The sequence below is a fragment of the Azospirillum melinis genome (assembly GCF_013340935.1).
Classification (GTDB): Bacteria; Pseudomonadota; Alphaproteobacteria; order Azospirillales; family Azospirillaceae; genus Azospirillum; species Azospirillum melinis.
Window position 1 is genome coordinate 1 of sequence record NZ_WHOS01000027.1, and the last position, 26,373, is coordinate 26,373.

General features: G+C 68.5%; 23 protein-coding genes and 1 rRNA gene. 12 read left to right on the top strand and 12 right to left on the bottom strand.

The genetic code is table 11. The annotated features are described in order from the left end of the window. From rrf to GBZ48_RS19745, 4 genes are all read left to right on the top strand, one after another. Window positions 1-114, top strand: a 5S ribosomal RNA gene (gene rrf, locus GBZ48_RS19730); the annotation flags it as partial. A gap of 286 nt (window positions 115-400) precedes the next feature. Beyond that, entirely contained in the window at window positions 401-1,288 is an 888-nt protein-coding gene (locus GBZ48_RS19735) for a DMT family transporter (RefSeq protein WP_174472557.1), read from the top strand. A gap of 305 nt (window positions 1,289-1,593) precedes the next feature. Further along, complete coding sequence (locus tag GBZ48_RS19740) at window positions 1,594-2,730, top strand: hypothetical protein (RefSeq protein WP_174472558.1); 1,137 nt, start codon at window positions 1,594-1,596, stop codon at window positions 2,728-2,730. A 122-nt stretch (window positions 2,731-2,852) separates the two neighbouring features. Further along, entirely contained in the window at window positions 2,853-3,224 is a 372-nt protein-coding gene (locus tag GBZ48_RS19745) for a DUF4280 domain-containing protein (protein ID WP_246307326.1), read from the top strand. Window positions 3,225-3,254: 30 nt separating this feature from the next. On the opposite strand, the gene GBZ48_RS19750 is transcribed toward GBZ48_RS19745, so the two are convergent. The 12 genes from GBZ48_RS19750 to GBZ48_RS19805 all read right to left on the bottom strand — a co-directional run bounded on the left by GBZ48_RS19750 (window position 3,255) and on the right by GBZ48_RS19805 (window position 17,434). After that, window positions 3,255-3,947 carry a toxin-antitoxin system YwqK family antitoxin gene (locus tag GBZ48_RS19750; protein ID WP_246307327.1) on the bottom strand — a complete coding sequence of 231 codons (693 nt, stop codon included), beginning with the start codon at window positions 3,945-3,947 and terminating at the stop codon, window positions 3,255-3,257. Window positions 3,948-3,957: 10 nt separating this feature from the next. Continuing rightward, window positions 3,958-6,075, bottom strand: coding sequence for a type VI secretion system Vgr family protein (locus GBZ48_RS19755; RefSeq protein ID WP_174472561.1), 2,118 nt, complete (start codon window positions 6,073-6,075; stop codon window positions 3,958-3,960). Between the two features lie 37 nt (window positions 6,076-6,112). Further along, window positions 6,113-8,755, bottom strand: coding sequence for a type VI secretion system ATPase TssH (gene tssH / locus GBZ48_RS19760; RefSeq protein WP_174472562.1), 2,643 nt, complete (start codon window positions 8,753-8,755; stop codon window positions 6,113-6,115). Next, window positions 8,752-9,789 carry a type VI secretion system baseplate subunit TssG gene (tssG, locus tag GBZ48_RS19765; RefSeq protein WP_174472563.1) on the bottom strand — a complete coding sequence of 346 codons (1,038 nt, stop codon included), beginning with the start codon at window positions 9,787-9,789 and terminating at the stop codon, window positions 8,752-8,754. The genes tssH and tssG overlap by 4 nt, the downstream gene beginning before the upstream one ends. After that, on the bottom strand, window positions 9,753-11,549 hold the full coding sequence (gene tssF, locus GBZ48_RS19770) for a type VI secretion system baseplate subunit TssF (protein ID WP_174472564.1): 1,797 nt from the start codon (window positions 11,547-11,549) through the stop codon (window positions 9,753-9,755). Before tssF ends, tssG begins: the two co-directional genes overlap by 37 nt. Window position 11,550: 1 nt before the next feature. Beyond that, window positions 11,551-12,036, bottom strand: a complete 486-nt coding sequence (gene tssE / locus GBZ48_RS19775) for a type VI secretion system baseplate subunit TssE (protein ID WP_246307328.1) — start codon at window positions 12,034-12,036, stop codon at window positions 11,551-11,553. A 142-nt stretch (window positions 12,037-12,178) separates the two neighbouring features. Further along, window positions 12,179-12,688: an Hcp family type VI secretion system effector gene (locus GBZ48_RS19780; RefSeq protein WP_174472566.1), complete on the bottom strand. Its 510-nt coding sequence runs from the start codon at window positions 12,686-12,688 to the stop codon at window positions 12,179-12,181. Between the two features lie 47 nt (window positions 12,689-12,735). Then, the gene (gene tssC, locus GBZ48_RS19785; RefSeq protein WP_209798496.1) at window positions 12,736-14,205 is read right to left on the bottom strand and encodes a type VI secretion system contractile sheath large subunit; all 1,470 of its coding nucleotides are present in this window, start codon (window positions 14,203-14,205) and stop codon (window positions 12,736-12,738) included. Window positions 14,206-14,251: 46 nt separating this feature from the next. Next, the gene (gene tssB / locus GBZ48_RS19790; protein WP_174472567.1) at window positions 14,252-14,794 is read right to left on the bottom strand and encodes a type VI secretion system contractile sheath small subunit; all 543 of its coding nucleotides are present in this window, start codon (window positions 14,792-14,794) and stop codon (window positions 14,252-14,254) included. A 206-nt stretch (window positions 14,795-15,000) separates the two neighbouring features. Further along, window positions 15,001-15,564 (bottom strand): hypothetical protein, encoded by a 564-nt coding sequence (locus GBZ48_RS19795; RefSeq protein WP_246307329.1) that lies wholly within the window; start codon window positions 15,562-15,564, stop codon window positions 15,001-15,003. A 118-nt stretch (window positions 15,565-15,682) separates the two neighbouring features. Next, entirely contained in the window at window positions 15,683-15,994 is a 312-nt protein-coding gene (locus tag GBZ48_RS19800; RefSeq protein ID WP_174472569.1) for a hypothetical protein, read from the bottom strand. A 12-nt stretch (window positions 15,995-16,006) separates the two neighbouring features. Beyond that, complete coding sequence (locus tag GBZ48_RS19805; RefSeq protein ID WP_174472570.1) at window positions 16,007-17,434, bottom strand: tetratricopeptide repeat protein; 1,428 nt, start codon at window positions 17,432-17,434, stop codon at window positions 16,007-16,009. A 158-nt stretch (window positions 17,435-17,592) separates the two neighbouring features. On the opposite strand from GBZ48_RS19805, the gene GBZ48_RS19810 reads away from it, so the two are divergent. The 8 genes from GBZ48_RS19810 to tssK all read left to right on the top strand — a co-directional run bounded on the left by GBZ48_RS19810 (window position 17,593) and on the right by tssK (window position 26,358). Then, complete coding sequence (locus GBZ48_RS19810) at window positions 17,593-18,369, top strand: hypothetical protein (protein WP_174472571.1); 777 nt, start codon at window positions 17,593-17,595, stop codon at window positions 18,367-18,369. A gap of 3 nt (window positions 18,370-18,372) precedes the next feature. After that, the gene (locus tag GBZ48_RS19815) at window positions 18,373-20,301 is read left to right on the top strand and encodes a hypothetical protein (RefSeq protein WP_174472572.1); all 1,929 of its coding nucleotides are present in this window, start codon (window positions 18,373-18,375) and stop codon (window positions 20,299-20,301) included. Continuing rightward, window positions 20,298-22,340, top strand: a complete 2,043-nt coding sequence (locus tag GBZ48_RS19820) for a PP2C family protein-serine/threonine phosphatase (protein ID WP_174472573.1) — start codon at window positions 20,298-20,300, stop codon at window positions 22,338-22,340. Before GBZ48_RS19815 ends, GBZ48_RS19820 begins: the two co-directional genes overlap by 4 nt. After that, complete coding sequence (locus GBZ48_RS19825; protein WP_174472574.1) at window positions 22,337-22,936, top strand: lytic transglycosylase domain-containing protein; 600 nt, start codon at window positions 22,337-22,339, stop codon at window positions 22,934-22,936. Before GBZ48_RS19820 ends, GBZ48_RS19825 begins: the two co-directional genes overlap by 4 nt. Further along, on the top strand, window positions 22,933-23,490 hold the full coding sequence (locus GBZ48_RS19830; protein WP_211105819.1) for an SPOR domain-containing protein: 558 nt from the start codon (window positions 22,933-22,935) through the stop codon (window positions 23,488-23,490). Before GBZ48_RS19825 ends, GBZ48_RS19830 begins: the two co-directional genes overlap by 4 nt. A 256-nt stretch (window positions 23,491-23,746) precedes the next feature. Beyond that, window positions 23,747-24,550, top strand: coding sequence for an SPOR domain-containing protein (locus GBZ48_RS19835; RefSeq protein ID WP_246307330.1), 804 nt, complete (start codon window positions 23,747-23,749; stop codon window positions 24,548-24,550). Further along, window positions 24,550-24,987 (top strand): hypothetical protein, encoded by a 438-nt coding sequence (locus GBZ48_RS19840; protein ID WP_174472577.1) that lies wholly within the window; start codon window positions 24,550-24,552, stop codon window positions 24,985-24,987. The genes GBZ48_RS19835 and GBZ48_RS19840 overlap by 1 nt, the downstream gene beginning before the upstream one ends. 27 nt (window positions 24,988-25,014) lie before the next feature. Next, complete coding sequence (gene tssK, locus GBZ48_RS19845; protein ID WP_174472578.1) at window positions 25,015-26,358, top strand: type VI secretion system baseplate subunit TssK; 1,344 nt, start codon at window positions 25,015-25,017, stop codon at window positions 26,356-26,358. Window positions 26,359-26,373: the final 15 nt, after the last annotated feature.

The following is a 26,373-nucleotide window of genomic DNA, read 5'->3' on the forward strand; positions in this document are numbered from 1 at the left end:
TGGTGGTCATGGCGAGGTGTCAAACACCCGATCCCATCCCGAACTCGGCCGTGAAAAGCCTCCGCGCCAATGGTACTGCGTCTTAAGACGTGGGAGAGTAGGTCGCCGCCAGGTCGCTCAGGCACAAGAGACGCTCCAATCCAAAGTACGTACGCTTGCATCTTCATCCAGATCGGAAACGCCCCGGCTCCAACGAGCCGGGGCGTTTCGCTGTTCGGATCGCAATTACTCCGGTGTCAGGTCCCGCCTGGAGATATGAGTCGTTGACGCACGGCTGCCGCCAGAGGAATGCAGGGCTGATTGTCAGTCTGCCGAATTAGCATGCTCTGCAACCTAAAGAGGGCGGCCGGTCATGATGGACGAAACGGTGGGCGGCAAGCGAAACAGGACGGCCCGCCAGATGGTAGCCGGAACGGAACCCGGCCCGACAATCTACCTGCAACTTGCCGGAGTCGTCCTGTTCTGGGGCGCCAACTGGCCGCTGATGAAGCTGGCGCTGGTCGACATCGGACCGCTCGCCTTCTGCGCCGTTCGGCTGGTCGGCACCATAGTAAGCTTGGCCTTGCTGGCGCCGCTGTTGCGCTATCCCTTGCTGCCCCAACGCGGCGAACGGCTGATGCTCGCGGTCGTCGGCCTGCTGCAGGTCGGCGGCATGATGGGGCTGAGCAACATCGGGTTGCAGTTCGTCTCGCCGGGGCGGGCGTCGGTGCTTGCCTACACCATGCAGATGTGGACACTGCCGCTCGGCCTCCTGCTGCTTGGCGAGCGCATCTCCAAGCGGCAAGCCGCAGCGGCACTGCTGACCTTCGCCGGGGTGGTCGTCTTTTTCAACCCGGCGCTGGTGAACTGGAGCGACGTCAACGCACTGATCGGCAATGGCTTCCTGATCGGCTGTGCGATCAGCTGGGCATTGGGGGCGACGCTCTACCGCCGACGGCTGTGGCGCACGCCGTTCTGGACCCAGATTTTCTGGCAGGTCGCCGCCAGCGCGGCGGTGATGGCGCCGCTGGCTCTGTTCGCCGAAACGGCGCACCCGATCAACTGGTCGGGCTCGCTGTTGGCGGTCATCGCCTACAACTGCCTGATCGCCACCGGGCTTTGCTATTGGTGGTGGAGCAAGGCGCTGTCGGTGATGCCGGCCAGCCAGGCCGGGCAGATCGTCTGTCTGGTGCCGGTCACGGCGCTGCTGTTGAGCGCGATCTTCGACAGCGAGCCGCTGAGCTTGGGGGTGCTGCTGAGCGTGGCGCTGATCGGCGGCGGCATCGCCCTCTCCGCACGGGTACGCTGATCAGTGGCATCAAGCGAACGCATGTAGGAAATCCCGATTGGCGGGCGGGCTTTCGGCCGAAGACGGGCTTCGGTAACGGGGCGGCCGGCCGCAATCCGTGCGGAGAACCGTCCTTCATTTTCGAAGTAGCCGTGGGCGCAATCCTCAATTGCGCTCAAATTTTCTTTGAACCGTTACCTTGTGGCGGTGGATTGTTCCGGAAATGGATTATCCAACAGTCCAGTTCGGAGCAAGTCCCGGTCGAAGCGGCGGCGTCAGTGTGGATACTGAGGCGGGAGAAACGGACCAACACTGGAGAGCACCCGATGGCCGGTATTCAGATCGCCGAGATGGATTTTTCCGCAGGGCTCAAGACCAAGCACATGAAGGTGCCTGCCATGGTCGCGAAGGTGGATCTGAAGGAGGTTCCGAAGGATCTCCAGAAGGCCATCGACAAGGATAAGATCATTGTCCAGAAGCTGATCGAAGCGGCCTATGAGCAGCTCAACAAGTCCAAGAAGGACATCCAGGGGGCTCTCCAGGATTTCGATGTCAACCTTGGCAAGAAGCCGCCGGCCAGCGAGAAGGAACTGGCCGAGCGCGAGAAGACGATCAACGTCATGTGCAAGCAGTTCACCGAGGCGCAGTCGGGGCTGGCACTGAAGGCGGTGGAAAAGGCGTGGGACGCCTATGCCAGCAAGAAGTCCGACCTGAAGTCGTTCAAGCTGAAGTTCGCCAAGAGCATGGTGCTGGGGTCGATCAGCATTCTTGCCAGCACCGTGTCGGCCGGCGTCAGCGTCGGTGTGGCGGCGGTGACGGCGGGCGGCGCCACCCCGATGGCGATCATCGGCATCTGCACGACCGTCGCCAGCATCGGCAAGACCGCCGTCACCATGGCACTCGCCATTCACAATTTCGCCCGCGACATCGAGAAGGCGGAAGCCGACATCCGCAAGACCGACGACACGCTGGCGTCGGCCTACAGCAGCGGCGACCTGAATTTCAAGGCCGGCGCGCGCGAAGTGGCGGCGATCCTGGGCGTGCCGTTCGTGAAGTCGGTCGGCGGCATGGAGAAGCTGCTGCTCGAATACCACGCCAAGACCGGCAAGATGGAAGAGCAGTCCGATAAGCTCTATGATCAGGCCAAGAAGATGATGACCCAGATCGAGAAGCTGGAGAAGGAGAAGCTCTCCAAGCAAGCCGATGCTCTGGTCAAGATTCTCGGCGAGAAGGTCACCTTCACGCTCGACAAGATCCACGAGCTGCAGGCGCGTATCAAGACGAAGGACGTCTTCTACGATCAGATGACCGGCCACCTGGTCTGCTACAAGGATCTGCGCGGCAAGCCGCTGGAGAAGATCGGTGTGACGAAGGAGACGCTGGAGACCATCGTCACCATCGGCTCGACCCTGAAGACCATCGTCTCCACGACGCTTCAGATCGTCAAGCTGGCCGGGGGCTGACGCCGGCGCCTATCGGAGTCTGTCCGGTGCCTGGAGAGGCGCTGGACAGACTCCGGGCTTTATTCCGGGAATGGACCGCAGGGAACGGGAAGGGGAGACGCATCATGGGAATGCAGGCCGTCATGGGCGCGATGACGATGTGCAGCTTCGGCGCCGCACCGTCGAGCCTCATGGTGCTTCCCGCCAGCGCGGTGATGAGTTCCAAGGTGCCCGCCGCCAACATCATGGACAGCAAGCCGTTCGTCAATGTCTTGCCGTTCGGCATGTGCATGAGCATGGCCAACCCGGCGGTGGCCGCCGCCACCGCGGCGGCCTTCGGTGTGCTGACGCCCATGCCCTGCACGCCGATGACGGCCGCCCCCTGGGTGCCCGGCTGTCCGACCGTGCTGGTCGGCAAGATGCCGGCACTCAACAACAGTTCGAAATGCATCTGCAGTTTCGGGGGTGTCATCCAGATCACGCTGCCCGGTCAGTTCACCGAAATGATCCCCTGAGCATCGGTTGCCGGACCGAACCGCCCGACGCTATCGCCCCGGCGGCTTCGGCGCCGGGATCGCGCCGGTTTCCTTCCCGCCTTCGGAGAAGGTCCGCAACGGCTCCACCAGGACGCCCTGGTGATAGACGCCGCGCTGCATAACCTTGCCGGACGGAAAGAAACGCAGGAACTCTCCCTCCAGCAGCCCGTCCTTGAAGACTGCCTGCTCGCTGACCGCTCCGCCTTCGAAAAAGCCTGCCGTCGGGCCGTGCAGACGGTCCGCAGCGTAGGTCTCCCGGCGCAGAACCGCGCCATGCGGGCTGTAGAAGACCGACTCGCCCTCGCGCTTGCCGGCACGGTACTGCACCACGGCCGCCACCGTGCCGTTGGTGGCGAAATAGACGGATGGCCCTTCCAGTTCGCCGGCGCGGTAGCTCATGCGGCAGACCAGCCGCGCCTGCATGTAGAAGGTCGATGTGCCGTGCAGCACCCCGTTTGCATAATCGGCGATCTGCACGATCTTGCCGTCATCGTCATAGTGGCGTGTCTCGCCGTGCATGACGCCGCCGCGCATGCGGGCCCGCATCGCCGGCAGGCCGGTTTCCCCATAACGGATGAAATCGCCGTCGAAAACCCCGTCCACCAGCCGTCCGGATTGAACGATGCGCCCGTGCGCGTCGCGCTCCTCGACCCTGATCTCGGTGGGGCCTGCGGCGTCGGGGGTGTCGGTTGGAGAGTCCATGTCCGTCATCTCAGTTCACCATCACCACGCCGCCCTTGAGCGTCAGCATGCCGCCGCCACTCACCTCCGCCGATGCCGACCCCTTGACCGTGCTGGACAGGCCTTCGGCGGTCAGAGCCAGCCCCGCCTTCAGGTCCAGCGTCGTGCCGCCCTTGAGCGTGGCGCCCATACCGGCCTTCATGTCCAGGCCCATGCCGGCGTCGATCTCCATGCCGGTTCCGGATTTCACGGTCATCGCGGTGCCGGACTTGACGTCCAGGGACGTGCCCGCCTTGATCTCGATGCCGGTCGCCGCCTTGATGCCGATGTCGGCCGAGGTCGCCGTCAGCTTGATCGACTTGCCCTTGATCACGATGTCGCCGGTCACGTCGATGGTCAGGTTGCCCTTGACCGTCAGCGTGTAGTTGTTGTCGACGGTGTGCTCGAAGTCGTCGTTGTTGAGGTGCGTCTCCTTGCCCTTGACCGACAGGTCGCGGGTGCCCTTCGAAATCGCGTGCGTCTCGTTGCCTTCGGACACAGTGATCGAATGGTTGTTCTTGACCGTCAGCTTCCGGTCGTTCTTGACGTCGATGGTGCTGTCGTTCTCGATCGTCTCGATCTCGTCGTGCTTGACCAGCCGTGTCAGGTCGTTGAGGACCTTGATGTTCATGTCCTTCTGGGCCTGGACGAAGATCTCCTCGTTGTCGGCCTTGTCCTCGAAGCGGATCTCGTTGAACTTGCCGGTGCCGTTCTTGGAGGTCTGCGTCTTGATGGTGCTCTTCGTGGAATCGTCGGGCAGCGTGTAGGGGACGGTCTGGTCGGCGTTGTAGACGGCGCCGGTGACCAGCGGCCGGTCGGGATCGCCGTCCAGGAAGGTGACGACCACCTCCTGCCCGACGCGCGGGAAGAACATGATGCCGTAATTCTTTCCGGCCCAGCCCTGCGCCACCCGAACCCAGCAGGAGCTTTTCTCATCGTTGGTGCCGAGCCGGTCCCAGTGGAACTGCACCTTGATCCGCCCATACTGGTCGAGCCAGATCTCCTCGCCCGACTTGCCGACCACCTTGGCGGTCTGGGTCGAGTGGATTCGCGGCTTCTGGGCGGTGTTGAGCGGGCGGAAGGGATGGGCTGACGGGAAGCCGGTGAAGGTCGCGACGAAGCGGTTGGTCGCCCCATCGATGCGGACGGAGTTCAGCACCATCTCCGCGTTGAGCGAGTCCTTGCGATGGCCGGAGATGGTGATCTTGGTCCCGGCCTCCAGCCCGCGACAACTTCCGCCGCCGCGGATGCGCTGGCTGGCGAAGGCGAGTGCCTGCTGGCGCACCAGGGCGATCTGCTCGCCGTCGGCGGACACGGTGTGGCGCACCGCATAGTCGTTCATCGTGCCGGTGCCGGCACTCCCCTCCGCCGTGGCGTAGAGGTCGGTTGACGGCGTCTCGAAGTGATAGCTGTCCACTCCGACGCTCTTGGTCGTCACCCGCCGCTCGACGCCGAGCTGGGTGATGACGTTGTCCTCGTTGTCGTAGGCCTTGTGCCCGCGATACTCGTAGGTGGAGACCAGCGCGCTGGTGGTGAAGGCGCTGTCGCCGTCGCCCAGAACCAGCTTGTGCTCGCCGTCGGCATGTTCGAAGAAATAGAAGATGCCCTCCTCTTCCAGCAGCCGGGCAATGAAGTTGTAGTCGGTCTCGCGGTACTGCACGCAATATTCGCGGGTCGGGTAGGTGCCGTTCAGCACCGTCTTGATGGTGCCGGTGGAGCCGATCACCGCCTCGACGATTTCCGGCACCGTCTTTTCCTGGAAGATGCGGCAATCGCCGGAATGGGTCAGCATCCACAGCCAGGGATGCAGTTCCGCCTCGTAATGCGCGGAGGAATCGCGGTCGTCGATGTGCGTCAGCTCGATGCGGCCGACGATGGCGTTGATGTAGCGCTTGGAGGTGCCGTCGCCCAGCGTCAGGGTCACCGTCACCGGTTTGCCGACGATCTGGTCGAAGTCGATGTCGTCGTCCGACGAGATCATGGTCACCCGGTAGGAGAAGAGCGACGACAGCCGCTCCTCGCCCACGATGTTGCGCAGGATCAGCTTGTCGGGTCCGAGCGGAGTCGAGATCGACAGGTGCTGTTGGGCCTGTGAGAAACGCTCGCTCATTTTTCCCTCGTGCTGCCTCGCCCCGTCCCGCGGCCGGTCAGGCCAGCGCCGGTTCCGCGGCTCCAACGGTCACGGTGAAACGCCCGTCGCTCTCGCAATCGACCCGGATCGCCCCCACCGGCTGTCCGGCGGCCACCTGATCGAGGATCCGCATGGCCACTTCGGGCACCACGAACTCCGACAGCAGGGTGTCGATCATACGGGCGCCCGCATCGGAATGCACGGCCCGCCGCACCAGCGCCTCCAGTGCCGCCGGCGTCACGGTCAGCGCTGCCGCACGGTTGCCCTCGGTGCGCTTGCGCAGCTTCTCCACCTTCATCATGGCGATGGCGCGGACCTGCTGCTCGCTGAGGGGATAGTAGGGCACGACCGTCAGGCGACCGAGGAAAGACGGCCGGAAGCGCCGCCGCAGCGGATCGGAGATGGCCTCGACACCCTCTTCCAGCGCCTCGCGGATCTCGCCGGCATCGAGCCGCGCCCGCCCGAGTTCCGTCAGCTCCACGTCGCCGAGATTGCTGGTCAGCAGGATCAGCGTGTTGCGGAAGTCGACCTCCACCCCCTCGCCATCCTCCAGCACGCCCTTGTCGAAGACCTGATAGAACATGTCCAGCACGTCCGGGTGGGCCTTCTCCACCTCGTCCATCAGGATGACCGAATGCGGACGGCGCCGTACCGCCTCGGTCAGCACGCCGCCGCTGCCATAGCCGACATAGCCCGGAGGAGCGCCGCGCAGGGTCGCCACCGCGTGTGCCTCCTGGTACTCCGACATGTTGATGGTGATGAGGCTCTGTTCGCCGCCGTTCAGCAGCTCGGCCAGGGCCAGCGAGGTTTCCGTCTTGCCGACGCCACTGGGACCGCTCAGCAGGAAGACGCCGATGGGACGGTTGGGCTCGTTCAGGCCGGCGCGGTAGCCGCGCACCGCCCGCGCGATGGCGCGCAGGGCCTGCGGCTGGCCGACGACGCGCGCCTCCATGCGCCCCTCCAGCCCGACGACGACATCGACGTCGTCCTTGGACATCGAGCCGACCGGAATGCCGGTCCAGTTCGACACCACCGCGGCGACCACGCCGCCGTCGACCCGGTGCGGCACCAGCGCCTCGTCGCCGCGCAGCGCGGCCAGCCGCTCTTCCGCCGCCACCGCGTCGGCCTGCCGGCCGGCGGTCAGCGCCTCGTCGATGGCCTTCACCAGCTCGGTCTCGCGGTTCCAGCGCCCGGTCAGCGCCGCAAGCTCCTCGGCGACGGCAAGGCGGCGGGTGGCGATGCCGGCCAGCCGGGCCTCGTGCGTTGCGCCTGCCTCGCGCTCCAGCCGCTCGGCCTCGCGGGCCAGCATCTGGTCCTCGCGCTCTAGGGTCTCGATGGCTTCGGGCTTGGAGGTGCGGGCGACGGCCACCCGCGCGCAGGCGGTGTCCAGCACGCTGATCGCCTTGTCGGGAAGCTGGCGCGCCGGGATGTAGCGCGCCGACAGCTTCACCGCCGCGGCGATGCCGTCGTCCAGCACGCGCACGCCGTGGTGTTCCTCGAAGCGGCGCACCAGCCCGCGCAGCATGGCGGCGGCGGCAACCTCGTCCGGCTCGGGAACCGAGACCGGCTGGAAGCGGCGGGCGAGCGCCGGGTCCTTCTCGAAGTATTTCTTGTATTCGGCCCAGGTGGTGGCGGCGATGGTGCGGAACTCGCCGCGGGCAAGCGCCGGCTTCAGCAGGTTGGCGGCGTCGCCCTGTCCGGCCGCCCCGCCGGCACCGATCAGCGCATGGGCCTCGTCGATGAAGACCACCGTCGGTACGGCGGAGGCCGCCACCTCCTTGATGATCGACTTCAGCCGGTTCTCGAACTCGCCTTTGACACCGGCGCCCGCCTGGAGAAGGCCGAGGTCCAGCGTGCGGATCGCCGTGCCGCGCAGCGGCTCCGGCACGTCGCCCTCGGCGATGCGCAGCGCCAGCCCTTCGACGATGGCGGTCTTGCCGACGCCGGGGTCGCCGACCAGGATCGGGTTGTTCTGCCGCCGCCGCATCATCACGTCAACGACCTGGCGGATTTCCCGGTCGCGGCCGATCACCGGGTCGATCTTGCCGGCCCGCGCCTGCGCCGTCAGGTCGACGGTGTACTGGTCCAGCATGGACTGGCCGGAGGCCAGCGGCGATGGGGTCGGTGGCGCCTCGCTGCCGAGCGGTGCGGCCGCGGTGGCGGACGCCTCGCCCAGCTTGGCATCGCTGCGCAGCATGCGCACCAGTTCCGGCAGGTCGGTGGCGGTGCGGTCGCGCGGGATGGCAAGAAGCGACGGTGCGGACTCACCGACCACCGCGCGCACGGAATCGCAGGCGACCGCCGCCCACAGCAGGGCCGGCACTAGGATCTGCGGGCTGTCCAGATGCGTCACCGAGGTGAGCAGCGCATTCTCCAGCAGCTCCGGCACCCGCGGCGAGAAGGCAGGGGTGCGCGTGTTGCCGCGGCGGATTTTCTCCAGCGCCGCGTTCAGCTCGGCCTCGACCCGCGCCGCATCGACGTTGTAATGGCGCAGGATGCCGGCCACGACGCCGCTGTTGGCGCGCAGGACACTGAGCAGCAGATGTTCGACCTCGACGTCGTAATGGGTGTTCGACACGCACAGCGCGGCGGCGCGTTCCAGCACCTTGCGGCCGTCGCGGTCGAGCTTTCCGATCAGGGTCTTGATGTCGGCGGTCACGGGCTGCCTCCGGTCGCGGGCTGAAGAGTGAGCTGGCCGGGTGTCCGGCTCGGCGAGTTGGGGAAGCGCAGCCAGGACGTCCAGCCGAGCAGGCTGCCGTCGCGGGCGGAAAGGCGGGTGCGCGGCACCATCGGCGGGCTCAGCACCAGGGAGATCTGGAAATCCATGCCGTCGCCGCTGTGGAAGCGGGCGAGGGCGCACAGCGTGGCATGGTGGCGGCCGTTGGGTAGGAAGTCGCGGTAGCGCTCCAGCGAGTCCATTTTCAGTTCGATGTCGTAGCAGGTCTGCTGGTCCCAGACGCGCCGTCCGACAACCACATCCTGGCCCAGCCGGTTGTTGCGTCCCCGCCGCCCGGCGCTGACGACGGTCGTCGCCTCTTCGCCGAGGGGAAGCCACCGGCCGACGAACCCCTTGACCCGCGCCTCCACCTGGAAGATGGCGCCGATCATCGTCTCCAGCCCGGCGGCCGAGCGCACGCGGCAGGACAGGATGCCGGAAAAGGCCAGCAGCATGCGGTCGGGCGCACCGGGCAGCCGCTCCTCCAGATGACCGGTGCCGATGCCCACCAGGGAGCGCAGGGCCCGCGCCAGCAGCGACCGCTCCGGATCGCGCTCCAGCAGCGGCAGGCTGCCCTGCCGCGTCCGGTAGAGGATCGACATCAGGCGGTGGTTGAAGATGTCGTAGAAGGCGGCGCCCGCCGTGTCGTGGCGGGCCACGCGCTCCAACATCATCTCGGTGGCGACATAAGGCAGGGGGCCGCCCGTGCCGCCGAGCCCCAGCACCGGCGAGCGCACGACGCCGCGTCCATTCTCGTCCTGCCGCGCCGACACCACGTCGCTGGCCGGAAAGGCGAGGGTGGCGTCATGTTCGATGCGCACGGCCTCGCGGTCGGGATCGATGCCGGACCCGAGCGGCTCGCGGTCCGGTGCGGCGCGTTCCAGCAAGGCGATGGCCTGGAACAGGTCGAACCCCCAGGGCTCGGCCTCCAGCGCCTCGATCAGAGGACGGGCTGATTGCCTGCCAGGCGTGGCCATGTCTTCCAGATCCCCCCTCGTTGCACCGACCGCAGCCGGAGCTGGGCGAAAGCGTTGACGTTGACGTAGAGGCCGAGGAAGCGGCTCAGCACCCCGCCGAACACCAGCGGGCTGGTGCCCACGAAGTTGCGCTCGTCGATGTCGAGCGTCAGCTCCAGCCCGCGCACGAAGCCGCGCCAGGCATCCTGGCCGATGCGGTGCAGGACCGGCCGCGAGGACAGCGCGTTCAGGCCGCGCAGCTGGTTCTGCGCCATCACGTCGTCCGGCGCATAGAGCCCGAGAATGGCCTGGAGCGCCCGCAGCCCCTCCGGATCGCCCGTCAGGCTGAGGTGGTTGACCGACAGGTGCGAGACCAGCTTCCACGCCGACGTGCCGCCGATCGGGGCGGGACGCCCGGCGGTCGGCTTGTTCAGGCAGCGGATGGATGCGATGGGGGCCGCCTCCTCGATCATCAGCACTGCGCCTGCCGGCACCTGCTCCGCCAGCCCGCGGTTGGTGCAGGTGACCCGCACCAGCAGCGTCTCGTCCGCCGGCTCCGCCGGGTCGAGGTCGAGATGGTGCAGGCTGAGATAGACGTCGGTGCCCGGCATGTCCTCGCGCTGGGTCGGTTCGCGCGCTGCAAGCCAGAAGCCGCGCGGATCGGCATCGGCGCTGGCATGCTGGAAGGAGAACAGCGGCACATAGGTGCGGCGCGCGCCGTCGGCGTCGCGCATGCCCGTGACCTCCAGCACCGAATGGATCTCGGTGGTCCGCTCGCGCATCGCATCGGCGACGACGCGGTAGGAGGTGCGCTTGTGGTTGAGCCGCACCGGCTCGGCCGAGCGGGTGAACAGGTTGACGATCGGCGTGCAGCCCAGCCGGAAACAGTCGCGGCGCACCGTCAGCCGGTTGGGCAGCGGGCGCGACACCAGGATCAGCACGTCCACCACGGTTCCCGACAGCCGGCCCTGCGGCAGCGCCAGATCGTAGAAGTCGAACTTCTGCGGGAACTCGAAATACTCCTGCAGCAGGCCGTAGGCCGGCTGGGCATGCCGCGGGTGGGGCAGCACGGTCTGGTCGGGCTCGAAGCCGACGGGGCGGAGCAGGTCGTCGCCGCGCAACCGCACCGGCGGCTTGCCGGGCATCAGGTAGACGACCTCCACCATGCCGCACAGCAGCATCTCGTGCAGTGCCGCGTTCAGCACCGGCTCGCCGTTGAGGAACAGCCTCAGGCTTTCCACCGGCAGGTTCTCGAAGACCTGATTGCAGGTTTCCAGCCGCAGGCGCAGGACCGAGGCGGCTTCGCCGCCGTCGATGAAGTCGTAGCGCTCGGTCGGCTCCACCGCGGCCTCGGTCAGCGCCAGCGGCCACAGGGTCACATCGTAGGCGGTGCGGAAGCGGCAGCGCGCCGATCCTTCCGCCAGGGCGTGCAGGGCCGTGCCCCGCGGCACGGTGAAGCCGCCGGTGAGCTGGCCGTTGCCGGCCGCCGGTTCCATCTGGGCGATGCCCATCGGCGGCACCGGCGCCACCAGCTGCGGGTGGAGGATGCCCAGCAGCGCTTCGGTGAAGCGCGGGAATTCGCGGTCGAGGTTGAGTTGCAGGCGTCCGGTCAGGAACGCAAAGGACTCGATCAGCCGTTCGACGTTGGGATCGGCCGCCTGGTCGGGCCCGAGCGCCAGGCGCCGGGCGATCTTCGGGTAACTGCGTGCGAACGCCTCGCCCGCCCGGCGGACGTACAGCAGTTCGCGCTCGTAATGTTCGAGGAGATCCTCGCGCCGCATGTCAATCCGTCCCGGCGGCGAGGCCGGCGGTTGGCGTCGGGGATGCAGCGCCGAGATTGACGGAGAAGAACAGCGGCTCGACGACGGTCCCGGCGGCCACCTCGCCGGAGATTTCCACCGTCAGCGTCCCGTTGCCCTTGCCCGGCGTCACGACGACGCGCGGCCGCAGCAGGCGCGGTTCGAAATCGAGGATGGCATGGCGGACCACGGTCTCCACCCGGCGGCGGTCGGTGAAGGAGCGCGGGTGGATCTCGCCGAAGTCCGGCAATCCGTATTCCATCACGGTGCCGCCGGTGTCGGTCCGGCGTTCGCCCGCGGTGCGGCTGTCCAGCAGGCGCTGGATCTCCCGCTGGATGGACGCGGTCAGGTCGGGCATGGACATGACGATCATGGACGGATCGTCGGTCGACGGGTTGTCCGGCTCGAAATCGATCAGGCGCTCGAAGAGCAGCGTGCGCCCGCCGTTCATCGCCTTGGACTGTGTCATTACCGGCCTTTCGATCCCTTGTCGTCGTCCGCTTGCCCGCGGCGTTGCCACGCTTGCCCCTCCCTTGCGGAGCGAGAGAGGGGGCAACCGTTTCCGCCACGGCATGGCCCCGGCGGTTACCGGGGGCTCATGCCGCAGAGTCTCAGCTCGCGCCGCCGACCGCACCAGTGAGCAGATCGAACGAGACGCCGCCGCCGCCCTGGCTGGTCTGCTTCTCGTCGTACTGCTTGTAGACCCAGGTGATCTTCGTGGCGTTGATCTCCAGGCTCTCCGTGGTGTCGCCCTCGCTGACGCTCAGCGAGTGCTTCGACAGGAGCGGGTTGGTCAGCTCCAGGGTGAGGAACTCAACCCACTGGAACTCGTCGTCGCCCAGCGGCTTGACGCAGTGGATCTTCCAGGTCTCGCCCTTCACGCCGGCACGCAGCAGCAGGCTGATGAGCTTGGGGGACGCGATGTCCCACTTGCGCTCCAGCGTGATGTTGTTGACCTTCGGCGTGTGAACGGTGCGCCGCGCGTTGGTCGTGACTTCCATCTCGACCTCCATGTCCTGTGAGAGCGATTCGCACAGGATCATGTCGGTGAAGTCGACCTGCTTCGTCTTGACCCGGCACTCGCCCTTGACCTCGGGGATCTCCAGGATGACCATGGACATGGTGATGAACTCCTAAACAGATGGGCGTTGGACGGTCGGGACCGGGGTCAGGCTTCCGGCGCCGGCAGCTCGGCCACCAGCCGGATCGAAGCCGACAGCTCTTCGAGCTGGAAGTGCGGGCGCAGGAACACGTTGGCGCGGTAAACGCCCGGACGGCCCGGCACCTCGTAGACGTCCACGCGGGCTTCGCGCAGCGGGAAGCGCGCCTTCATGTCCTGGGAGGCGTCGTCATCCAGCAGGATGTAGTTGCCGATCCAGGTGTTCAGGTAGCTCTGCACGTTGCCGCGGGTCGCGAACGAGCCGATCTTGTCGCGCAGCATGACCTTCAGGTAATGCGCGAAACGCGACGACACGAGCATGTAGGGCAGCATCGCCGAGAGCCGCGCGTTCGCGTTGGCTTCGTTGGTGTTGTACACCTTCGGCTTGTTGGCCGTCTGGCCGCCGAAGAACGCCGCATAGTCGGTGTTCTTGCAGTGCACCAGCGAAATGAAGCCGAGGTCGTTCAGCTCCTTTTCACGACGGTCGGTGATGGCGATCTCGGTCGGGCACTTCAGCGCGACGTCGCCCTCGTCCGTCTTGAAGGTGTGGGTGGGCAGACCGCCGACCCGGCCGCCGCCTTCGACGCCGCGGATGGCGGCCGTCCAGCCATACTTGGAGAAGGCTTCGGTGATGCGAACGCCGAGCGCCCACGAGGCATTGCCCCACAGGTACTTGGAGTGGTCGCGGCCGTCCACGTCCTCCACGAAGTTCACGCCTTCGACCGGCACCGTCTTCGGGCCGTAGGGCAGGCGCAGCAGCGTGTGCGGCATGACCAGCGCGACGTAGCGCGAGTCTTCCGACGCGCGGAAGGAACGCCACTTCACCATCTCGGCGGTTTCGAAGATCTTCGACAGGTCGCGCGGACCCGACAGCTCGGAGAAGCTGTCCATGTCGAACATCTTGGGCGAGGCGGCGGCGATGAAGGGCGCATGGGCCGCAGCGGCGACGTTCGAGATCTTCTCGATCAGCGACATGTCCTGCGGGTGGCGGCCGAACTCGTAGTCGCCGATCAGCACGCTGTAGGGCGTGCCGCCGAGCGTGCCGTACTCGGCCTCGTAGACCATCTTGAACAGCGCGCTCTGGTCGAACTCGACCGCGCTGTCCAGGTCCTTCTGCAGATCCTTGCGCGAGCTGTTCAGCACGCGGATCTTGAGCTGCGTGCCGGTCTCGCTGTTCATGACGAGGTAGTTCAGGCCGCGCCAGGTGGCTTCCAGCTTCTGGAAGTCCTCATGGTGCAGCACCTCGTTGAGCTGAAGGCTGATCAGCTCATCGATCTGGGCGATGCGGTGGTTGATCGCCTCGACGACATCCACGGCGACGGCGTCGCCGGTCTCGGCGACGACCTGGTCGACGAACTCGGACAGCAGATCGCGGGCGTAGGGGCGCTGGCCTTCTTCACGCGCCATCTTGCCCTCGACCATCATGCGGTCGAGCAGGCTGGCGCTGGCGGTGCTCTCGACGGACATTTCCGTAGTCACTTGGGCACTCCTGTGAATGCGTTCCGTATCAGCGGATTGGCGGCCGTCAGGCGGCCGGCGGCTCTTCCGTCGAAACCGGCGCCATGGCCGTTTCCGTGGGGCCGAGGAGCTTCTTCAGCTCGTCCTGCTGTTCGGTGTTGGAGATGACGTCGTTGAGCAGGCCGCTCAGCTCGTCGTTGCCGTCCAGCTTCGCCAGCAGATCGGAAAGCTTCTGCCGGGCCTCGAACAGGCGGGCCAGCGCCGGCACCTGGTTCAGCACCTGGACCGGCTCGAAATCGCCCATGTCGTCGAAGTTCAGCAGCACGTTGAGCTTGCCGCCGTCGGGCTGGAGCTTGTTGTCGACTTGGAACGCCAGCCGCGGAGCGGCGGAGGCCAGAACGTCGTTGAAATTGTCGCGGTCGATCTCGACGAACTTCCGCTCCTTCAGCTTCGGCAGCGGCTTTTCCGGCTTGCCGCTCAGGTCGGCCAGGACGCCGACGAGGAACGGAAGCTCCTTCATCTCGGTGGCGCCGCCGGTGTGAACCTCGTACGTCAGCTTGACGCGCGGCGGACGGACGCGCTCCAATTTCTTCTGGATGCTCTCGGTCATGACCTCACCACCTCGCAATGGATCCATGCGCGCCCTGCGCCGCGCGTTAGCCCCGCCATCATTCGGAGTGCAATCAATCTTAGCCAGCCGAGATAGGCCCCAATTGGCTGGCATCCCCCGGGAACACCTCCGTTTCGGAGGTATTACCCCGCAACCGGCCTTTCGGCCTGTTCCATTCCGGCGGGAAGCCCCGCGCCGGTACGGAGTTACCGGCGCAGGTGCCGCAGCAGGAAGTTGCGCGCTTCCACCAGCTGGCTCATCCGTTCCGCGCTCGACAGCAGGCCGGTGTCGGGATGGTAGATCGGCGCCAATGTGCGGAAGCGGCTGTTGACCGCCTGCGGATCGAGGCCCCATTCGTGGGTGAATCCCAGCACATAGGTCGCCTGCCAGGGCTTGAGGATCGGCTGCTGGAGCGGACGGAAGGCCAGCGTTTCCAGCGCGGACGTCAACTGCTCCAGGCGCAGGCGGCAGCGGCTCATCTCGGTTTCCACCGCCGCCAGTTCGCCCGACGTGACCAGACGCGCCCCGTCGGATGCACCGATGGTCGCCGCCGCCCACGCCGCCTTGCGCACTGTCGCATGGTCCAGGCGGACCGGGTAGCGCACCCTCAGCTTCGGCACCACGCGCACCCGCCGGGTACGGCCGTTCTTCAGCGTCACCCGCCGGTACGACAGGTCCACCGGGTTGGGTTCCCCCGGATCCGGCAGGGCTTCCAGCACGTCGGGACTCATGACCGTCAGGAAGGCTCGAATGAGCTGCGATGTCGTCATGCCGCGGGCGACCGCCGCCGCCTCGACGGCCGACCTCAGGGAATGCTGGCAAGGCACGACGATGGAGGACAAAGGGCAACCCCGAAGTGTGAGTGAAACCATGAATGACCTGTAAGGCTCAGTCCCGCGCCTGCCGGAGCTGGGCGAGCGCATCGCGGATCGCCGCCTCCAGCGCGGCGATCCGGCCGCGTTGCTGTTCGTCGCGGCGGGCGGCGGCCTGTGCGGCGCTGCGCAGGCGGCCGACCTCCTCGATCGGCGATGCGTCCACCCCCTGGCGGTCGAGGTAGAACAGCCCGACCTCGATCACCTCCCGCAGCGTCTGGCCGGCCGGCAACAGCCGCTCCACCGCTGCCAGCGCGGCAATCCGCTCGCCCGCCGCCTCGCTGCCCAGACGCGGAAGCACCGCCCGCAGGCGCTTGTCCCGGCTCAACGCGCCGCCCGGTCAATGCACGGCATGGGCGAGCCGCTGGAACATGCAGAGATAGCCGTGGACCGGAACCGACGCCTCGGTGCGCAGGATCACGTTGTCGATGGTCCTGGCGCGGAACAGGCCGCGCGCGCTGCTTCGCAGATGGTCGAGGCCATGGACGTAACGGCCGCTCGGCGTCAGCCGGTATCCCGGCTCCTCCTGCCGCTCCACCGTGAAAGCCAGCAGCCCGCCAGGATTCAGCACCCCCGCCGCCGCCCGGAAGACCTCCGTCAGGTCGCCGATGTAGCAAAGCACGTCCGCGCTGACGACGGCATCGAAACGTTCGTCCGTTCCGGTCATGAACCGGACGAGCTCGGCCTGCGCCAGCAGGTCATAAAGGCTGCGGTCGCGCGCCTTGTCCAGCATGCGTGCCGACAGATCGACCCCGACCAGCCGGGATGCCGCCGGACGCAGGATCGGCCCGCACAGGCCGGTGCCGCAGCCGATGTCGAGAATCCGCGCACCGCCATCCGCCGCCAGGGGCGCCGCCAGGGCCGCGACCGCGGTGCGGGCGACGATCTCATGCGCCTTGTACTGGAGCGTCTTGACCAGATGATCGTCGAAACGGTCGGCATAGGAATCGAACACGTTGGCGACATAGGCCTCCGGCGCCTTGGCCGAGGTGGTCCCGGCGATGGCGTGGACGAGATGGGCCAGAACCGTGTCGTCCGGGTCGAGTTCCATCGCCCGGCGATACACCTCGAGCGCCTCGTCGCGGTGATTGCGGTTCACCAGCAGCGATCCCAGCACGATCAGCGATTCCCGCCGCGATGGTTCGAGCGCCGCCCCGCGGCGGGCGGCGGACAGGGCCTCCGCCGACCGGCCGACGGCGTCCAGCGCCTGGGCCTGCACCGCCAGGACTTCCGTGCCCGCCGGATCCAGGGCGAGCGCGGCGCGGCACACGGGCAGGGCCTCCGCCGGCGCCCGGTCCTTGAACAGGGCCATGGCGCGCAAGGCATGCATCGCCGAGTGGTCCGGGCGCAGCTTGGCCGCCTGCTCGGCAGCGAGGGCGGCGTCGCGGTAGCGGTTCTGGGCAAGCAGGATGCGGGCGAGGTTGGCGAAGGCCTCGGAATAGTCGGGACGGTGGCGTAGCGCGGCGGCGCAGGCGAGCAGCGCCTCCTCCAACCGGCCCATGCCGCGCAGCGCGACCGCGAGGTTGTTGTAGGGCATCGGCCAGTCGGGTTGCGCGGCGATGGCGTCGCCGAACAAATCGGCGGCCTCGGCGAAGCGCCCCTGGCGGAGCAGGGCCGTGCCGTCCTCCACCTTCGCCCGGATTTCATCCGGGATCTCGCCGGCTTGGAATGAGGTGGTTTGGAGAGACGGGGCATGACGGGGGGAGGGTGTTCCGGCGACACTTGGCTGCGCCATTGCGGGCGCCATAGCGGCGGACGCTTCGTCCATGGCGGTCCCCTCCGAGAAAGACAGATATCCGGCCTATGCCGTGACAAAGGGCATACCGCACCCCCGATGCCGCCGCAAAAGCAGATCGAACCAACATGGGCCAATCTTCAGGGGCTCCGGCGCTGGATTCCGGCTATAGCCGAACCAGGAGGCCAGCCATGCTCTTCGGTTTCGGGCGCCTTGCATTCGTCCTGTGGCTCTGCGCGGTCGGCGGTCAGGTCTTCACCCTGTTCGCCTTCCACAACGCGGTGGCCGAGGCTCACACCAGCGAGATCGCCGCGCGGCTCTCGGCGCTGACGAACCGCGTCGCCGCGGCCGCGGCCGAACGCGCCACCATCGGAATTCCGCTGGCCCACCAGAGCGACCTCCAGCGCCGCATCGAACTGGCGACCGGCGTCGGCAGCGGCGTGGCGCTGCATGTCGTCGACGCGCGCGGCACGGTGCTTTTCAGCACCGCGCGGGAAATGGTCGGCGCGACGGTTCCGGCTTCGTGGATCGGCATCGTCGCAGCCGCTCCGGCGGATCCGTGGAGCCACGAGGGGCGTGACGGCATGGTCATCGGCGTGCCGGTGCTCGACGCCCTGGGGGCGGTGGGCGGTGCCATTCTCGGCCATGCGGCGCAGGAGGATGCGCGGGTCGAGGTGCTGACGGCGCTGCGCGAGACGGCGACGGTCACCCTTGTGTTCCTGATGCTGGTCGCCGTGCTGGCGGCGCTGGGCACCCGTCTGCTGGTCGGGGAGACCCATCGTTCCGTTTTGAAGCTAAAGGCATTCTATGAGGCGCAGTGCCAGAGGCTGATGGGGGCGGAGCCCGCCAACGCCGAGACGCGCCCGGCGGGGCAGGCTCTCGGCGTGGTCCTGCATGGTCTGGAGCAGGCCGAGGAACAGGCGGCCCGCATCGACGATGCGCCACCCCGCGGCACGTCGGGAGCATAATCAATGCTGTTTGGATCCGAGCACCCCGTCCGCCGCTTCGTCCCCCTGCTGGTCGCGGTCGTCGTCATTCCGTGGATCGCCACCCTGGCGGCGGCGCTGGTCGGCGCGGCCAATCTGGCCGACCGCGGCACGGCGACGCGCACCGACATCGTCGGACAGGCCCTGGTGCAGGACCTCGAAAAGGCGCTCGGCCTTGGGCTGCCGCTCAACCGTCTGGCCGGCATGGACGATTATCTGGAGGAACTCTCCGACATCGTTCCTGAGATCGAGCTGGTGCTGATCGCCGACGCCGATGGGAAGACGCTTTTCCAGAAAGCGACCACCGGGCGGCCGGACCTGTCGGCGCGCCTGTCCCCGGCCGAGACCGACTGGTCGGCCTTCCACCTGTCGGTGCAGCGCTATCCCCTGCGAACCGGGGCGACGCAGTCCGGCGAGGTGATCCTTGGCCGGAAGGCGCTGGCGCAGCCGGCGAACACCCGGCGCATCCTCATCGATTTCGCGGTGGCGCTGACCATCGCGCTGACGGGTGGGTCGCTGCTTCTCCGCATGCTCGTGCACACGCAGCTGGTCGCTCCGCTCGGCTATGCCAGCGGGCTGGACGCGGTGGTGGCCCGGCGCGTCTATGACCGGATCGCTCCGCCGGTGGATCAAAGCCTGATCGGCGGCCTGCTGGCGGAAATGAACCGGCTGGTGATCGGCGTCAACGACCGCTTCGCCCGCGCGCATGCCTACCTGACCGAAGTGCGCGACCTCAGCTTCAATCCGGATGCGGCGACGGAGGTCGATCCCCTGATCGCCCGCATCGAGCGGCTGGGCCGCTTCTCGCCCGACCGGCTCGCGGCGCTGCCGCCCGTCGCGGGCAACCCGCTGCCGCATGCCGTCGTCTTCTTCGCCGCGGTGGCGCTGTCCATCCTCGCCGGCGTCGCCGCCCAGCGTCTGCCGCTCGACACGGCCCTGGCCGCCACGGCGCTGGGCATCGCCCTGGCGGCCCCCTTCGCGCGCATCGTCGGGCGGTACGGGCTGGCGGTGACGCTCGCCGCGCTGGCGGCCTGGGGGGTGACCACCCTGTCGGACCCCGGCCGCGACCTGCTGCTCGCCGCGGCAGTCCTGGGCGGCATCGGCGCCGGCCTGTCGGTCCAGACCGTCCGCCCGATCCTCGACACGCTCGGCGCGGATCTCGGGGTGTCGGCCACCGGGGGGCTGGTCGCCGGGGCGGGGATTTCCATCCTCTGCACCGCGAGCATCGGCACCGGACCGGTCATGGGCATCGGTGCCCTGTCGGCAGCCATCGGCCTGCTGGTCGCCCTGCGCGTGGAGCGCGTCGCGTCGGCGCGCCGGGCTCCCCTGATCCTACGCCAGATCTTCACCCTCGACCGCTGGTGGAGCGGCGGGCGGCCCGCGCCGAAGGGCTGGGCGCTGTGGCTGGTCACCGGCCTTGCCCTGACCTATTCCGCCATGCCGCAGGTGGCCGGCAACCCCGGTGTCCGCCAGGGCGCGGAGTTCATCTGGTTCCACGGCGGTGCCGCGTGGCTGGCGGCGATTGCGGTGGTGGCGCTCTCGCCCCGGCCGGCGACCGCCGTGCTGCTGTCCTTGTCCGCCACCGCCCTGGCGGCCGGCGCGTTGGCGTTGGGGGCCGCCGCGGCCGGGCCGGGCACGGCGCTGACCGTCGCCGCGGCTCTCGGTGCCGGGCATGCCGCGCTGGCGGCGGGCGGCGAGAATGGCGGTCTGGTCGCCCTGCGTGGAGCGATGGCGCTTCTGGCCGGAATGGGGCTGCCGCTGCTGCTTGGCGGCAATGCCGGCGTCGCCGCGGCCTCGGCCGGACTGGTGGTGACGGTCGCCCTGCTGCCGCCCATCGCGCTAGCGCTGCGGCGCGTCCTGCTGGACCGCCGGACTGTGCCGGCCGCCGCGGCGGAGGGGAGTGCGGCGGCATGAGGATGGGCATTATGGGAGCCGGTTTGGGCGGGCGGATGTTCGTCTTCGCCGCCGGCGCGGTGCTGGCGGTGCTCGCCACGGCGGTCCTGTTCGCCGTGCTGTGGGGCGACCGCACCGCGGAGCGCCGTGTGGCGGAGGAGACCCGCGTTGCCCAGCGGCTCTGGGAAAGCCTGATGGAGGAGGAGGCCGTCGTCATGCAGCGGGCGGCGGCCGACCCGCTGCTGGTCGCGGCGATGGACCGCAACAACGGCCAGGCCGCGGCGGCCCGGCTGCCGCTGCTCGGCTTCTCCTCGGCGGCGCTGGTCAACAGCGTCGGGCAGCCGCTGATTTCGGTTCCGGCGCCGACCGACATGCGTCTTATCGACGAACGGCGGGTCGCCCAGGTGCTGGCGCAGAACGATGCCTACACCGGCCTCGTCGTCGTCGGTGGCGCCGTGCAGCACATGGTGGCAGCACCCTTCGGCGAGACGCGGCCGGCCGACCGTGTCGTCCTTGCGCTGCGCACCGTGCAGCCGAGCCTTACGGTGCTTGCCCGCGTCCTTGGCGGCTCGGCCTATCTGGTCGACGGCAACGGCGTGCTTTACGACCGTGCCGGCGCCCTGCCATGGGAGGACATCCAGCCGTCCCTGGGTGGAGGAGGCGGGGACCATGCCAAGGTCCACCGATCCGGCCGCAGCTTCGAGGTCCGCACCCTTCGCCTCGCCGATCCTGCCGGCGGCAATACGCTGGCGCTGGTCGTGGCGCGCGAATCCACGCTGGAGGACATGGCGACCAGCCTGTTCGACACCAGCGCCATCCTGGTGCTGATGACCGTGCTGGCGGCCAGCCTGTTCGGGCTTGAGTGGTTTTTCCGCCGCTCCCTGGCGCCGATCCACGCGTCGCTTTCCGCACTGTCGGCGCTGGCCGACGGCAACACCAACGTGGCGGTGCTCGGGGCCGAGCGCAGCGACGAGGCGGGCCGGCTCGCCCGGACCGTGGAGGTGTTCCGCAACCGCAGCCGCGCCCTCCAGGATGCCGAGGCGCGGCGTGGCCGCCATTGGCTGCGTCAACAGTCCTTCATCCGCAAGCAGATGCTGCGCATGGCCGAAACCCTGCCCGACCAGGGGCGGGTGGAGCTGCTGGGGGATCTGGACCGTATCGAGTCCGTCACCGGCCGCGGCGACGGGGCGGGCGGTGACGGGGCTGGCGGTCTGGCGGTCGCCTTCGAGGTGATGGCCGAGCGCGTGCGCAGCCAGCACGCCGCCCTGGACGGCATGGTCGTGCAGCTTCGCGCCTCGCTCGACACCAAGACCGAACTGGTGGAACTGCAAAAGCAGTTCGAGATCGCCCGCCGCATGCAGGAGGCGATCCTGCCGGCCGGCCTGCCGGCCCGCCCCGATCTGGCGGCGGCCGGCCTTCTGCTGCCGGCGGCGGAGTTCGACGGAAGCTTCTACGACTTCTTCCTGGCCGACGACGACACGCTGGTGGTGCTGCTGGGTCAGGTGTCTGGCGGCGGTCTGGCCGGCGGCTTCATGACGGTGACCGCCCGCACCGCCGTGCGCGCGCTGGCCTCCGCCGGGCTCGGTCCGGGGGCCTGCCTGACCGGCGCAAACCGCCTGCTTGCCGCCGACAATGCGGCGGGGCTGCGGATCGGGCTGGCGATGGGCGTGGTGACCCTGCGCAATCGCCGCTTCGTCTTCGCCGGTGCCGGCGTGCCGGCCCCGTTCCTCGCCCGTCGCCTGGGCGACGTCGTCGATCTTCCGGTGGCGGAGAACCCGCCGCTTGGGCTGGATGCCGGGCTGACGGTCGCCGAGACCGCATTCGACCTGCCGGTGCCGAGCACGCTGGTTCTGTGTGGCTCGGGACTGCTCGACGGCACCAACCGCTTCGACGTGCCGTTCGGCCGCACCCATATGGGAGAGGTGCTGAGCGGTCTCGACGATCTTTCGGCCGACAGCACGGTCGCCGCCGTGCAGGCGGCACTGTTCGAACATGCAGGCGGCCGCACCGTTCCGATGGCGCGCGACCGCACCTGCCTCGCCGTGCGGGTGCGGGCATGACGGCCGGCAGGCTTGTCCGCGCCGCGGCGGCGTTCGCTTTTCTCGCGCTGCTCGCGTTCCCCGGGGCCGCGCGGGCGCAGCATCCGTGCGAAAGCTACTTCGCGGCGAACGAGGCGGCCTATGGCATTCCCACCGGCATCCTGCACGCCATCGGCATGACCGAGTCCGGCCGCGGCGGCGCGACCTGGCCCTGGGCGCTCAACCTGGGCGGCGCTCCGGCCTTTCCGGCGAGCCGCGGCGAGGCGCTGGCGCTGATGGGCGACGGGGCGGGGTCGCTGCGCCTCGACATGGCGGTCGGCTGCATGCAGGTGCACACACGCTGGCACGCACGCGCCTTCCGCTTCGGCGAGGATATTCTGGACCCGGCGACCAACGTTGCCTATGCGGCGGCCTTCCTGCGCCTGCTCTATGACCGCCATGGCTCCTGGACCGAGGCGGTGCGCCGTTACCATGCCGGCGCCGGCAACACCCAGGCGCAGGACGTCTACCTGTGCCGGGTTCTGGGCTGGCGGGTCCGTCTCGGCTACCAGCGCGAGACCTCGGCGATGGACGGTCTGTGCGCCGCTGCCCGGACCGTTTCGGCGGAGGGGCGATGAAGAAGCTCCTCCTCGCCGTGCTGGTCCTGCTGCTGTTGGTGGTTGCGTTCGGCGGCGGTTACTATCTGGCCGGCGGCGGGCTTCCGGGCGTCACCGCCCAAGCCGCCAAGGATGCTCCGGCGCCCGCAGGAGGTGCCGCAGTGGGCGCCAATAGCAACGCTCCTGCCAACGCCCCGGCCGAAGCGAAGAGCGCGGAGGGGAAAGACGCCAAGGATGCGAAGGGCGCACCGGGGGAAACCCCGCCGCCCGACATCCCGGTGAGGCCCGCGGCGGCGGCAGCCAAGGGCGGCACGGTCTACGCCGTCGAACTGGGCGCCTTCCGGTCGCCCGACAATGCGAAGGCCTTTGCCGGCGTGATGCAGGAGCGTGGCCTTCCCGTGTCCATCGTCGAGACGGTCGATGCTGGCGGACGGCCCTGGCTGCGCGTGCGCGCCGGCAGCTTCGCCGACCTGTGGCAGGCCGAGGCCCGCCGGCCGGAGTATGAGCGGGTGGCGGGGATCGGTGGCGTGGTGGTCGGCGAGACATCCCCTGCCGCCCCTGTCGCCCCTCCCTGAACGGCGGTCGTCCGCGACCAGCCTCGGAAGTTGAATGCTCCACATTGGATGTATGCCTCAACCCCGCGGAAACGCATGGGATGCGGACTTTCGCCCATGCCGGAAATAGGCCTTCGGGACAGCGTCCGGTCCGCCCCTGCGGACTACGCCAGAACGAACCAGACAGAGGGCGTGATTCCGGCGGCTTGATGCTTCAATTGCCACGATCCGGGCCGACGGGCTCTCGGAACAGGATTTCGCTCGGGATGCGATGGCGATGACGACGATTACGCTGGGGCGGGGACAGGTGGCCGGGCTGGCCATCGGCGTTGTCGTGCTCATGGTTGTCGCCGTGCTGCTGGGCGTCGGGATCGCCGTGGCGACGATGGGGCCGGTGCCGGCCACGCAGGTCGCCGCCGGCCCCGGTGCCGCGCCGGGTGCCGCCCCTGCCACCGCCCCGGCTGGCGAAGGCCGGCTTGCCGGCGTCGCCGACACTGTCGGCATGAGCGCCATCTCGCGCCGGTTCGAGACCGAACAGGCGGTCAAGGCCAGCGCCGACCGTGCCGCTGACACCGTCTCGGGTGTGGCGGAGTCAGTGCTGGACCCGGTCGCCCACGGCACGCTCGCCGCCGCCGGCCGCTTCCTTCCGTCCTGGATGGCCGCTCCGATGGCCAAGTCGGTGAACCGCGCCTCCTTCCAGGCGCGCAGCAAGCTGTCCTACGGCGTCGAGAACAGCGTCGAGGAACGTCTCTTCAACGGGCTCGATCAGGTGTCCGGGCAAGGGCAAGGGGGGCAAGGGGCGAAGGCGGGCGACCCGGCCCCCGTCCGCAGCTTCGCGGTCGAGCTGGGGCGCTTCGCCAACCAGGCCAATGCCGAGAGCTTCGCCGACGCCGCCGGCCAGCGGGGCGTTGCCGCCGCCGTCTCCTACGCGCCCGACGGCGGGGCCACGACGCCCTACGCCGTGCGCAGCGGCCGTTTCGCCACCACCGACGAGGCGACCGCCGCCGCGGACGCCATCAAGCGGTCCAGCGGCGTCGCCGGAACCGTCGTCACCCTAGCCGAGCCGGGAGGACGGTCCTGATGTCCCTTCGACGTTCCCATGCTGCCCTTGCCATTCTTTTGCTTCTCGGCGCCTGTGCCGACAAGCCGGCGGCCTGGCTGAACACCGTGTCGTTCACTGTCGCACCCGCCGCCAACGACAGCACGCCGGTCGCCATCGACGTGGTGTCGATCCGCGACAAGGCCCTGGTCGATCAGCTAACGGCGCTCACCGCCGCCGACTGGTTCGCCAAGCGCGAGCAGTACCGGCGCGACCACCCCTCGACCCTGGACATCGCGAGCTGGGAACTGGTGCCCGGCCAGAAGCTCGACGCGCAGCTTCCGTCGGACCGGGAAGCGGCCTGGGCGATCCTCGTCTACGCCAACTACGCCACCCCTGGACCGCACCGCCTGCGCGTGCCCGACACGCGCACGCTTTCCCTCGCCGTCGGCGACAAGGATGTCGAACTTGCTCCCTGACGTATCCGCCATTCACCGGAGGCCGGCATGACCGAGGCACGCGACATTCCCGAGGCCATCGCCTGGCACGACGGCATGCTGCTGGCCCCGCAGCATTTCCAGCAGCAGGCCCTGCGCAACGAGCGGCTGCTGACCTACCACGCCGGCCATGCCCGCCCCTTCCACTGGGGCGTCGTGCATTTCCAGGTGGACCGCGTCAATCTGGTGTCCGGTCTGGTGCGCATCCGCGAGCTGGAGGCGATCATGCCCGACGGGCTGATCGTCCATCACGGCGGCGACAGCACCGAGCCGTTGGAGGTGGACATCTCCGCCTATGCCGACCCGGTCGGCCAGACGCAGATCACCATCCATCTGGTCGTCCCGCAGGCTCTGGCGGACCGGGCGCCCGGTCCCGGCGAGGTCTCCCGCTTCCTCTCGGTGGAGGGGCGTCCGGTTCCCGACCTCAACGGCGGCGAGGAGGTGGCCATCGCCCGCCTGCGTCCGCGCCTGGGACTGTTCGCCACCACCGGGCCCAACCAGAAGCCGCCGCAGAAATTCGTGTCGATGCCGGTGGCCCAGGCAACCTTCCGCAACGACGCCTTCGTGCTGACCGACTTTGTGCCGCCGACGCTGTCGGTGACCGCCAACTCGGCGCTCGGCCGCCTGGGCGGCGAGATCGTGCGGCGCGTGCGCGAGAAGGCGCTGTTCCTGGCCGAACGCTCCGGCGTCGGCACCGGCAACGCCGCCACCGAGCTGGCCGACGCCGCCCGCACGGAAATCCGCAGCCTCGTCACCGGACTGCCGCCGCTGGAGGCGCAACTCGCCGTCGGCGTCTGCCATCCCTTCGATGTCTATCTCTCGCTGTGCACGCTGGCCGGCCATCTCTCCGCCTTCGCCAACGGCGCGGTGCCGGCCAAGCTGTCGCGCTACGATCACGACGATCCGATGTCGGCCTACGGCGAGGTGCGCGACTTCATCCTGCGGATGATCGACCGCGTCAAGGAGGGCGTCGCCCGCATCCCCTTCACCTTCGAGGCCGGGATGTTCGGTCTGGTGATGGAGGAGGCCTGGCTGAAGGGCCGTCTGGTCATCGGCGTGCGCGGCCCGGCCGCCGCGACCGTGGGCGAGGTCGCGGCCTGGATGGAGAACTGCATCGTCGCCTCCCATTCCAAGCTGGAGACGCTCTCCGGTTTGCGGGTGAAGGGTGCCGACCGCATCGCGCTCGACGACAGCGGCGAATCCGGCGTCGCCGCACCGCGCGGCGTCGTGCCGTTCGAGGTGGTGGTGGACCCCCGCTACATCGTTCCCGGCGAGCGGCTGGAAATCTGGAACCCCGACAGCATCGGCAGCCGCTTCCGGCCCGCCGAGATCACGCTGTTCGTCACGGCCTGAGCTGAGGATTGGCAC